This window comes from Yoonia sp. R2-816 (genome assembly GCF_046762905.1).
GTDB lineage: Bacteria > Pseudomonadota > Alphaproteobacteria > Rhodobacterales > Rhodobacteraceae > Yoonia.
The window spans coordinates 1-10,547 of sequence record NZ_JBKQXN010000086.1 but is presented as its reverse complement, the minus strand read 5'-3'; the positions used below and the strand labels follow the sequence as shown (position 1 = coordinate 10,547).

Below are 10,547 nucleotides of genomic sequence, written 5' to 3'. Positions count from 1 at the left end.
CCCTTCGCCCTCAAACCAATGGAAGGTTTTGAGCATCTCATTGGGTGACCGGGCGACCCATCTTTCATTCATTGTCATTCGCATGAAATTGGCGAGTTGCGGACACTTATGACTTGAGCAGCGAGATGAATGATCGCTCATAACTGCGTCAGTGTCGTAGATCACCGCGTCATGTGCTTTGGCCAATCTACGTGTAATCGTTGATTTGCCTGCTCCGCTTCCGCCTCCGATCCAACGGACATGAGACAATGCATGGGAAAGATTGATTGGAGAATTCATTTCTTAGGGAGTACCACAAACCTTAATCGGTTTGGAGTGCCCTTCGGACTAAGGTACCATAGCAGACACTCGCGCAAATGCAGCGAAAGCCCGTTATGTCCCGCTTTGCCGACCCCATCACATCCTGCGGCGTAGGTCCGTTCTGAGTCAGAAATGCAAGACGTTTGGACCAATATTGCGTCAAGCGGCGCGTTGATACGATTCAGCAAATCCGTTGCATCGCGTCAAAGGCGCGAGACGTCCCACATGAAGACAGGCTCTCAGGGAAAGTCCGCACTGTGTCACGTTGCATGTAGATGGTGCGATCTATTTGGGCTCGTCCGGTCGCCGCATCGACCCTGCAAACTTGTCGTAGCGTTCCACCCGACTTTGATTATTCTCCCTAGTCGGAGTGACGCGTCCTGCGCTGATAACGCACCCGTTCCTCGATCATCGTGAACCAGTGGGAATTGTGGTCATGGATCAGGGCATGCACCTCTTCACCATCAGTGCCGGATACAACCTTTATTTCGACCCGGTACCAGATTCCGCTTGCGCCCTGCACGTCTTCTTCGAGCGACCTGTCGGCACAATACGTGACGAACAAATCGATATGCTTTCGCAAAATGTCGTAGGCTTCAACGCGGTTCATGAAAGAAGCCCGGCGGGGATGCCGCCGGGCCGTTGTTGTTTCTTGTGTCGCACCCTTGCGTCAATCGGCGGTCAGCAACGGCGGCTTGTCACCCTTGTCGGTGATCTTGCCTTGCTCGGGCTCCAGATATTTCAGCTCAAGCGCGCCCTTCTTGACGCCAACCTTGACGATTCCGCCTTTGACAAGCTTGCCGAACAGCAGTTCTTCGGCCAGCGGCTTCTTGATGTGCTCTTGGATGACGCGGCCCAGTGGACGCGCACCCATTTTCTCATCATAGCCCTTGTCGGCCAGCCACTCGGCGGCGCCAGGTGTCAGTTCGATATGCACATTCCGGTCGATCAACTGCGCTTCAAGCTGCAGCACAAACTTCTCGACCACCTGCATGATCACCGGTTTCGGCAAAGCACCAAAGCTAATGATCGCATCCAGACGGTTCCGGAATTCCGGTGTGAATGTGCGTTCGATCGCCGCCGTATCTTCACCTGTCCGTGCCTCACGGCCAAAGCCCATGGCGTTCTTTGACATTTCAGCCGCACCCGCGTTCGACGTCATGATGAGGATCACATTGCGGAAATCTGTCGTCCGGCCGTTATGGTCGGTCAGCTTCCCGTGATCCATCACCTGCAGCAGGATGTTGTAAACATCCGGGTGGGCCTTTTCCATCTCATCCAGCAGCAGCACGCAATGCGGGTTCTGATCGACCCCATCGGTCAGCATGCCACCCTGATCAAAACCGACATAGCCCGGAGGCGCACCAATCAGACGCGACACTGCATGCTTTTCCATATATTCCGACATGTCAAAGCGCAGCAGCTCTACACCCAGTGTGCTGGCCAACTGCTTGGCCACCTCGGTTTTACCCACACCGGTCGGACCTGCGAACAGGTAGTTCCCGATGGGCTTTTCAGGCTCACGCAGACCAGCCCGCGCCAGCTTGATCGCCGATGACAGCGCCTCGATCGCCGTATCCTGACCAAAGACCACGCGCTTCAGCGTCTTCTCCAGATCTTTCAGCACCTCGGCATCGTCCTTCGACACGTTCTTGGGCGGAATGCGGGCGATCTTGGCGACCACATTCTCGATCTCTTTGGTGCCAATCGTCTTGCGGCGCTTCGATTCCGCAACCAGATGCTGGGCCGCACCCGCCTCATCAATCACGTCAATCGCCTTGTCGGGCAATTTGCGGTCGTTGATATAGCGCGCCGACAACTCCACAGCCGTCTTGATCGCATCAGCGGTGTATTTGATGCTGTGATGCTCTTCGAAGTAGGGCTTCAACCCCTGCAGGATCTTGATCGAGTCCGGCACCGAAGGTTCGGTCACATCAATCTTCTGGAACCGGCGGGACAATGCGCGATCCTTTTCGAAATGCTGGCGGAATTCCTTGTAGGTGGTCGACCCCATGCAGCGCAGCTTGCCGCCCTGCAGCGCAGGTTTCAGCAAGTTGGACGCATCCATCGCACCGCCAGAGGTCGCACCAGCACCGATTACGGTGTGGATTTCATCAATGAACAGCACCGCATCGGGATGGTTTTCCATCTCCGACATCACGGCCTTCAACCGTTCCTCGAAATCACCGCGATAGCGGGTTCCGGCCAGCAGCGCGCCCATATCAAGGCTATAGATCGTGGCAGAGGCCAACACCTCCGGCGTTTCGCCATTCACGATCTTGAAGGCCAAACCTTCCGCAATCGCCGTCTTGCCGACGCCAGGGTCACCCACCAAAAGCGGGTTGTTCTTGCGACGACGGCACAGCACCTGAATGCAGCGCTCTACTTCATGCGCTCGCCCAATCAGCGGATCAACATCACCTTTTGTCGCCTTGGCGTTCAGGTCAACGCAGTACTTCGCCAATGCGCTTTCCTTTTCATCGCCATCGGCACCAACCGACACGGTCTCACCTTCTTCAGCCGAACCCGTCACAGGGCGCGATTCCCCGAATGCAGGGTCCTTGGCCACACCATGGGCGATGAAATTCACCGCGTCATAGCGGGTCATGTCCTGCTCCTGCAGGAAATAGGCGGCATTGCTTTCGCGCTCTGCAAAGATAGCGACCAGCACGTTCGCGCCTGTCACCTCGTTCCGGCCGGAGGATTGCACATGAATGGCGGCACGCTGAATGACCCGCTGGAAGGCGGCGGTCGGAACGGCCTCTGACCCTTCGACATCGGTGATCAGGGTCGAAAGATCATCCTCGATGAACTGTTCAAGATCCTTGCGCAACTCGTCCAGATTGACCGAACAGGCACGCATCACACGTGCCGCGTCAGGTTCATCAATCAGCGCCAGCAGCAAATGCTCCAGCGTGGCGAGTTCGTGCTTGCGTGCATTTGCCAGGGCAAGGGCCCCATGAATGGACTGCTCAAGTGTTGTCGAAAATGATGGCACGATCTGTGCTCCTTCACATCGGGGGTCGGCATATACTGCACACACCAACCGTGGCCTCTTATCCTTAAGGTTTGGTTTTATCCGCGAACCTTCAAGGACTTTTTTATCATTCGGCTTCACAAATAACGTGAAGTCCAGAAATTCATCTGCTTTGGGTCACGATGTCACATCATCGTGGTTAAAATTTGTCTTTGCGTGCCCTGATCTCGGCAAAAACATCCACATCGGTTGAATCTGCCATGCCCAGCACAGCCTTGAACGCAGGGTCATCTGCCCGCAAAAACGGGTTCGTGCGCATTTCTTCATCAAGTGCGGAAGGCACAGTCGGGCGTCCGGCAGCGCGCGCGGCCTCAATCCCTTCGACACGAGAGATAAGGTCGTTATTGTCAGCGTCAAGGGACACGGCAAAACGGGCATTGGTTTCGGTGTATTCATGACCCGAACAAATGATCGTGTCTTCCGGTAATGAACGCAGTTTTTGCAGGCTTTCCCACATCTGGGCCGCCGTCCCTTCGAACAGGCGACCACAGCCCAGCGCCATCAGGCTGTCGGCGGTAAAGGCCAGTTCCGGCTCCGGCATATGATAGGCGATATGGCCAATCGTGTGGCCGGATACATCCAGCACATGCGTATCGACGCCGCATATCGCGATCACATCTCCATCGGCCACCTGCACATCTAAAGGCGGCAACCGGTGCGCATCGCGCGCCGCCCCGATAACGCGCGCGCCTTCACGCAGCTCAGATACACCATCAATATGATCGCCGTGGTGATGGGTGATCAGAATATCGGTCAGGGTCCAGCCCTTGGCCTTCAACGCGGCCTGAATGGGCTTCGCCTCGGGGGCGTCGACCAGCGCGGTTTCGCCAGTATCACGGTTATGGACCAGAAACGCATAGTTGTCGGACAGGCACGGCACAACCACCATATCAATCGGGGCAAAATCGTTTGGCATGGTAAATCGGCCTCCTGTTGGTATTCTTGCCCCAGCTTCGCCCAAGGGGACCCAAACCGCAATGCATCTCGACGTGCTTGATCTGCGAAATTTCTACTACCGCAGCGCGTTGGGGCGGGCCGCGCAAAAGGTGATCCGCGATGAACTGGTGAACCTCTGGCCAGAGGCCAAGGGGCAGATGGTCGTGGGCTTCGGCTTTGCGGTCCCCTTGCTGCGGCCCTACCTGAAAGACGCGCGGCGGGTGATCGGGTTAATGCCCGGCCCGCAGGGGGTCATGCCATGGCCGCCCGATGCGCAAAATGTCAGCGTGTTGTGCGAAGACACGCTCTGGCCGCTGGAAACCGGGCATGTGGACAAACTGGTGCTGATGCACGGGCTGGAAACATCCGAAACGCCATCGTCGCTCCTGGACGAGGCTTGGCGGGTCCTCGGCCCCGGCGGACGGGCGGTGTTCATCGTGCCTAACCGAGGCGGACTGTGGTCACGATCAGACGCGACGCCCTTTGGTTACGGGCGGCCCTATTCGCTGGGCCAGCTTGAAGCGCAATTGCGCAAGCACCGCTTTGTCACCGAACACACCTTATCGGCGCTCTACCAGCCGCCGTCTTCAGCCAAGCTCTGGCGCAAATCGGCAGGACTGCTGGAAAAGGTCGGCCACAACATGCCTTTCGTTGTGGCCGGTGGGGTCCTGATCGTCGAAGTCAGCAAACAAATGGCCGCGCCGACCCGCCCGGGACTGGGCGAGGCGGTCAAGCGGCCACTCAGGGCGCTGGAAGAGATCACCAAGCCGAAACCGAAACCGGAAACGGCAAGGACAGCGCAGAAGTCTTAGGGGTCAGTTGGGTCAGCCATCAGAAGAACCCAGCGTTGGTTCCCATCGGGTCCAGCTTTGGCGATGCCAAAATGCTCAAAATCCGCGAGGTTGATATTGTTCGACGCACCATTGTCGCCGTCAACGCTGAAGTCTCCGCCGGCACCACCGGCCTCCCATGCGTCCAGCAGTTGCTGAAGTGTCAGGTTGTTACCGCGACCAATGCCCTCGTAAAACACTTTCCAGGTGTAACCTTCAGCCAGCAGGCGTTCACCCGCATCACACGGGTTTCCACATTCCGGGGTTGGGTTCTGGGTGTCGTGTGCAAAGTAATTGTCGACTACCATATCGGTCGCATGAGACTGTGCAGCATTCGCCACCCGCTGGTCAAATGCAACGGCGGCAGCGCCATTGCCCATACGAACCCCGTTCAGCAGGGTGCCAAAGTCAGTGTTGAGCTGTGTTGTCGGGGCCGATGGTCCGTCCGACCCGCCACCCATACATGCTGGCAGCAGGCAAAGGGCCACCAAAGAAATTGCGTACTTCATCTATCATCTCCTGGGCCCCCAGACAGAAGTGGTAGACACAACATCACCATCTCGTAAGCGGTCAGCGTTACGCATTGATTTTACGGCGATATTTCGCTCACATCACGCGTTTCGCGGCCATGTTTTGGCCACAATTGCGGGATGCCTTGCCCATGTCACAATTGTCGGTAGTTTCGCGCATTCCAGCGGCGTTATGATGTAAAAGGCCTTGCGATTATGAACTTTCTTTGTCGTCTCAGCGGTGCCATCGCGCTGTGTGCCACGACGGCGTTTGCGCAAACCGCGACCGACCAGATCGTGCTGGACGCGGAATCGGCCCTGACAGGCGGCGATCCGGCAACCGCGCTGGCGCTGAGCGATGCCGCCCTGGAACAATCCCCCAACAATTTCGCCGCACTCTTCTTGCGGGCTTTGGCCCTATCGGAGCTGGGACAGCATCCAGAGGCCGCCCGAACTGCAGGCCAGGCCCACCGCATCGCGCAAACCCGGGAGGAAAAGCTGCAATCGGCCCGGCTCGCTGGCGGGGCACGGTTTGCGGCACGGCAATATGTTCGGGCCGAATGGTGGCTGCGGCAGGCGGCCAACCACATCGGCTCAAGCGAGGACGCGGCGACCATCGTCACCGAATTCAGCCGAATCCGCGAAGAAAACCCGCTTTCCGCACAGTTCAACTTCAACGCAGCGCCATCCGATAACATCAATAACGGGGCGGACAGCGACACGTTCAGGCTCGAAGGGCTGGACATCGAATTCGGACTGCCCCCCAGCAGCGTGGCGCTGTCGGGGATCGAATACTCAGGCGATGCGCAACTCTCGTACAGGATTGCCAGTTCTGACCGGCAACGCACGTCTCTGGGCCTCTACGTGTTCGGGCGAACTTACACCCTGTCGGAAGACACGCAAGATCGGGTGCCTGACCTGTCAGGCAGTGACTATGCCTTGGCGCTGGCCGATATCTCGATCAATCAGGAATGGCTGGTCTCGCCCGAAGGACCGACAAGCCTGTCACTGGGGCTGGGCCGGGTGTGGTATAGCGGGGACCTGTTGTGGAACAACTGGCGAGTGTCACTGCGACAAGATATGAAGATGGGACCGTCAGCCGTCTTCGGTGTCATCGGGCAACTGGAAGAACGCAAACTGATCGATGACAGATTTCCTGACCGGTTCATCTACACGCTCGGGCTGCTATACACCCAGACACTTCCCAACAATGATCGGCTGGATGTGTCCGTGACCGGGCTGTTCAACGATGCCAACGATATCGAAGAAAACTTCACCGACACCCAATTGACGCTGGGCTACGGTTTCGATCAGGCGATACTGGGGACGAAATGGTCATTTTCCCTCGGCGTGGGGCACACCGAATACAAGGAATTCTCGCTCTCGCTCAATGGTCGCCGGGACGATTATGCGAGCATCGGCGGCACGGTTATCTTTGAGGATATCAGCTATTTCGGCTTTTCGCCCAGCGTGTCGGTCTCTGCCCGGCGAACCAAATCCAATGTGGATCAGTTCACCAGTTCACAACTGCAGGCACGGGTCGGGATTTCATCGAACTTCTAACGCTCGGTCGCCAGCACCAGAACCCAATACTTGTTTGACCCCGTCCCGGCCTTGGCCAGACCAAATTCCTCGAAATTGGGGTTCAGATTGTTACGCCGGTGTCCGCTGGAATTCTGCCAGGAGCGAAACACATCCGCCTCGGTCTGCTGACCACGGGCGATATTCTCGCCATAGGTCCGCCAGTTATAGCCCTGCGCCCTGATGCGATCACCAGCGCTCGACCCGTTGCGCCCGGTATGACTGAAATAGTTATTGGCCAACATGTCATTGGCATGGCCCTGGGCAGCCGCACCCAGACGGGCGTCATAGCTGACAGCACCGGCGCCACTGCCGGCCCGGGCATTGTTCAGCAGACCCGCAAAGCTCTGATTGGTGGGCGCGCTGGGCACGGAAGGCGTGGCCTGCAAATTCGATGCACCCATCGTTGACGTGCTGGATCCACCGCTGCTGCTGCCGCAGGCTGCGAGGGCGCAGACCGCCAGGACCGAAAGATGATATTTCATAGTGTCTCTCCAAGCGCCCCACCGAGCACTTGTAGGCAACCCATGCAACGCGGACAAAGGGGACAGGCGATGACCCTGTTTCAGGGCAATAAGGCGCTGATCACTGCCAGATTGGCAGGCAAAAAATTGCTACAACCAAAAGGATCAGCGGGTCACAACGCAGGCGTATCCTGACTGAAGACATTCACCCAACGCGACCCATCCTGACGCCAGATCGAACTGACAAACATCCGTTCCGGGGTATCCGTACCGACGCGGCTGAAACACGCCAGATAGGACAAAACCGCGTACCCCACACCCAACCGCATCACCCGCAAATCCGACAAGGCAAAGCGGGTCACGCTAGGTCCATCCGCCAATTGTCCGATATGGCTGGCCTTGTCGGCAAACCCGGTGGGATAGACCCCCAGAAACCCGTCATCCAGCGCCGCCGCATCCGCCGCCATGTCGCCATCAACCAAGGCTTGCCAGACCCGGCGCTCACAGCGGGCCAGATCCTCCAGCAATGTTTCGTCATCCGTCATCGGCCACCCACCCTTGCGCGCGCCACAGGCTTACCACTATGCACCTCCAATGACAGACAGGTTCGAAATTTTCATGACTGCGACCCCGGGGCTGGAACAGGCCCTGCTGTCAGAGGCGCATGAAAACGGCTTTGCCGACGCGAAAGTCACGCCCGGCGGGGTCACGATCACCGGCACATGGGTGGATGTCTGGCGGGCCAACCTGACCATGCGCGGGGCCACACGTGTACTCGCGCGGATCGGGTCCTTCATGGCTTTCCACCTTGCCCAGTTGGATAAGCGGGCGCGTAAATTTCCCTGGGGCGACGTGCTGCGCGCCGATGTGCCAATTCGTGTCGAGGTCGCAACATCCCGCAAATCCAAGATCTACCACGCCGGCGCCGCCACCCAGCGGATTGAAAATGCGCTCAAGGCGCAAGGCTACCAGATCAGCGCCGACGCCCCTATCGCCATCAAGGCGCGGATCGACGACAACCGGGTCACACTCAGCGTCGACACATCCGGCGAAAGCCTGCACAAGCGCGGGCACAAAGAGGCTGTGGGCAAGGCCCCCATGCGCGAAACGCTGGCAGCACTGATGCTGCGCGAATGCGGCTACACCGGGCGCGAACCCGTGCTCGACCCCATGTGCGGCTCCGGCACCTTCGTCATCGAAGCGGCAGAGATCGCGGCAGGCCTGCACCCCGGCCGCACCCGGTCCTTCGCTTTCGAACAACTCGCCAGCTTCAAACCCGACACATGGGCCGATATGCGCAAGACGGGTGAAATTACCCATCCCACCAGCCACTTCCACGGCTCCGACCGCGACGCAGGCGCCGTGCGCATGGCGACCGCCAACGCCGAACGGGCAGGCGTCGGCCACCTGATCACCTTCCAGAACCTCAACGCCAGCGACATCCAGCGACCCGAAGGCCCCCCCGGCCTGATCATCTGCAACCCGCCCTACGGCGGACGGATCGGCAATCCGAAAATGCTCTACAGCGTCTATGCAGGGCTCGGGGAAACGCTCAAACTGCGCTTCGCAGGCTGGCGGGTCGGGATCGTGACCAACGACGCCGGACTTGCCAAAGCAACCGGCCTCCCCTTCGACCCCAAAGGGCCAGCCATCCCCCACGGCGGGCTGAAAGTGTGGTTGTTCCGGACAGGCCCGCTGCCGTAGCAGCGCGCAGAACGGGCCGAATGTCGGGACTATCAGCTTGTCAGGTGACATCATTGCCTATCAGGTCGATGGGCACAATGTCTGCGATGCGGAACGGAGCGGACTTCTGAAAGAGCCTTCAGAATGGCCGCTTTGGGTCTTATCAGATTTAGTCTTGCTTAGCTTGGACAGCCGCCGAGCATCGCCCCGGTAGGGCCGCTTGTGCACTGAACTGATAATGAACAACAGGAGCTCGCGTTGATTCCTGTTTAGGAAGAATTTGACGTATCGTATTGGCAACTGCTGGTTGGCTTGAAAGAACCAAACCATGTTCAAGTTCCTCGCAACGCGCGACTACGTATCCCGGTAAACTGTGATCTGTTAAGTCGAAGCTGCCTGGAGCTTCCATTGCCTCATTGAACCAAGCCTCCGATGCGGCGACGGCCTCCTCCCATTCGACCCAGTCTTGCCATTTTTCTTGAAATTCAATCTCTAACTCTGGTTGCCGCCCCCAAAGTACGCACGCAGACACTGTTCCGGAAGGCGGAAGATACATCGCCAAAACAGTGCCTAGTGGGGTGTCGATGCGAATTCTTGAGCCACGGTCACTTTCGTCGATTAGTGTTCCAATCTCGCGCAGGCGATAATCTGAACCTTCAACGACACTTGCTTCGCAGGCGGCAAGTGCGTCCAATAACGGCGTCTGGGCAGCTAGCGGCGTAGCAACAAAAATGGGAAACGCAAGATTTGTCAGGCGAATCGCCAAATTTCTGCAACTCGCCGTTTTCATAGCTTCTGTAGCTCCTAGTTTTCGCTGTTCGCTGAACCATAAATAGCAGACTTCTGCGCGTGGTGCAGCATCCGTCACTCTGGGCTCGTAGCCGACATCGGCAGATGTAGGATCTCACCCATCCCGCTCCAAATCCCTAACACCCATTAACAAACCCCACTGCGCGCATGCTTAAACCCGACAGAATCCGACAGGGGTCCGACGTTTTGCCGACGCAAATCCGACGCAATGCCGACCGAACATTTCCCAGCAAAATAAGGCGTTAACCTACGATTCGCCAGTTCCTGTTCATTCTGCCCATGTCGGGTCAGTTTATCGCGTGCACTACAGGTGGCACGCGTATTTTGGTGTCGATGTTAAAGTCTATCGGTCCTATCGGCGTGGTGATGGGATGTATGTGGGGATTGAACGGGACCC

At 57.8% G+C, this 10,547-nt stretch carries 10 protein-coding genes; 3 read left to right on the top strand and 7 right to left on the bottom strand.

What is annotated here, in order from left to right; translation table 11 throughout:
- Positions 1-661 precede the first annotated feature (661 nt).
- The 3 genes from ACFWW2_RS01580 to gloB form a co-directional block, all read right to left on the bottom strand.
- Positions 662-910, bottom strand: coding sequence for a hypothetical protein (locus ACFWW2_RS01580; protein ID WP_393925613.1), 249 nt, complete (start codon positions 908-910; stop codon positions 662-664).
- A 60-nt stretch (positions 911-970) separates the two neighbouring features.
- Complete coding sequence (gene clpA, locus ACFWW2_RS01575) at positions 971-3,298, bottom strand: ATP-dependent Clp protease ATP-binding subunit ClpA (protein ID WP_393925611.1); 2,328 nt, start codon at positions 3,296-3,298, stop codon at positions 971-973.
- Positions 3,299-3,476: 178 nt separating this feature from the next.
- Positions 3,477-4,253: a hydroxyacylglutathione hydrolase gene (gene gloB, locus ACFWW2_RS01570; protein ID WP_393925610.1), complete on the bottom strand. Its 777-nt coding sequence runs from the start codon at positions 4,251-4,253 to the stop codon at positions 3,477-3,479.
- A gap of 61 nt (positions 4,254-4,314) precedes the next feature.
- Here gloB and ACFWW2_RS01565 point away from each other — a divergent pair, with 61 nt between their 5' ends.
- Positions 4,315-5,085, top strand: coding sequence for a class I SAM-dependent methyltransferase (locus ACFWW2_RS01565; protein ID WP_393925609.1), 771 nt, complete (start codon positions 4,315-4,317; stop codon positions 5,083-5,085).
- Here the strand turns inward: ACFWW2_RS01565 and ACFWW2_RS01560 are convergent.
- Positions 5,082-5,612: a CAP domain-containing protein gene (locus ACFWW2_RS01560; RefSeq protein ID WP_393925608.1), complete on the bottom strand. Its 531-nt coding sequence runs from the start codon at positions 5,610-5,612 to the stop codon at positions 5,082-5,084. The two genes, ACFWW2_RS01565 and ACFWW2_RS01560, sit on opposite strands and share 4 nt — an antisense overlap.
- A gap of 216 nt (positions 5,613-5,828) precedes the next feature.
- Here ACFWW2_RS01560 and ACFWW2_RS01555 point away from each other — a divergent pair, with 216 nt between their 5' ends.
- Positions 5,829-7,175 carry a hypothetical protein gene (locus ACFWW2_RS01555; protein ID WP_393925606.1) on the top strand — a complete coding sequence of 449 codons (1,347 nt, stop codon included), beginning with the start codon at positions 5,829-5,831 and terminating at the stop codon, positions 7,173-7,175.
- Here ACFWW2_RS01555 and ACFWW2_RS01550 read toward each other — a convergent pair.
- Positions 7,172-7,678, bottom strand: coding sequence for a CAP domain-containing protein (locus ACFWW2_RS01550; RefSeq protein WP_393925605.1), 507 nt, complete (start codon positions 7,676-7,678; stop codon positions 7,172-7,174). The genes ACFWW2_RS01555 and ACFWW2_RS01550 overlap by 4 nt on opposite strands.
- Before the next feature lie 152 nt (positions 7,679-7,830).
- Positions 7,831-8,202, bottom strand: coding sequence for a DUF4440 domain-containing protein (locus ACFWW2_RS01545; protein WP_393925604.1), 372 nt, complete (start codon positions 8,200-8,202; stop codon positions 7,831-7,833).
- Positions 8,203-8,251: 49 nt separating this feature from the next.
- Here ACFWW2_RS01545 and ACFWW2_RS01540 point away from each other — a divergent pair, with 49 nt between their 5' ends.
- Positions 8,252-9,361, top strand: a complete 1,110-nt coding sequence (locus ACFWW2_RS01540; protein WP_393925603.1) for a class I SAM-dependent RNA methyltransferase — start codon at positions 8,252-8,254, stop codon at positions 9,359-9,361.
- 148 nt (positions 9,362-9,509) lie between these two features.
- Here ACFWW2_RS01540 and ACFWW2_RS01535 read toward each other — a convergent pair whose 3' ends face one another.
- Positions 9,510-10,130, bottom strand: coding sequence for a hypothetical protein (locus tag ACFWW2_RS01535; RefSeq protein WP_393925602.1), 621 nt, complete (start codon positions 10,128-10,130; stop codon positions 9,510-9,512).
- Positions 10,131-10,547: the final 417 nt, after the last annotated feature.

Coding starts and splice junctions, on each gene's coding strand:
- ACFWW2_RS01535 (WP_393925602.1), bottom strand. CDS start 10,130: ATGAAAACGGCGAGTTGCAGAAATTTGGCGATTCGCCTGACAAATCTT.
- ACFWW2_RS01555 (WP_393925606.1), top strand. CDS start 5,829: ATGAACTTTCTTTGTCGTCTCAGCGGTGCCATCGCGCTGTGTGCCACG.
- ACFWW2_RS01550 (WP_393925605.1), bottom strand. CDS start 7,678: ATGAAATATCATCTTTCGGTCCTGGCGGTCTGCGCCCTCGCAGCCTGC.
- ACFWW2_RS01545 (WP_393925604.1), bottom strand. CDS start 8,202: ATGACGGATGACGAAACATTGCTGGAGGATCTGGCCCGCTGTGAGCGC.
- ACFWW2_RS01560 (WP_393925608.1), bottom strand. CDS start 5,612: ATGAAGTACGCAATTTCTTTGGTGGCCCTTTGCCTGCTGCCAGCATGT.
- ACFWW2_RS01565 (WP_393925609.1), top strand. CDS start 4,315: ATGCATCTCGACGTGCTTGATCTGCGAAATTTCTACTACCGCAGCGCG.
- gloB (WP_393925610.1), bottom strand. CDS start 4,253: ATGCCAAACGATTTTGCCCCGATTGATATGGTGGTTGTGCCGTGCCTG.
- ACFWW2_RS01580 (WP_393925613.1), bottom strand. CDS start 910: ATGAACCGCGTTGAAGCCTACGACATTTTGCGAAAGCATATCGATTTG.
- ACFWW2_RS01540 (WP_393925603.1), top strand. CDS start 8,252: ATGACAGACAGGTTCGAAATTTTCATGACTGCGACCCCGGGGCTGGAA.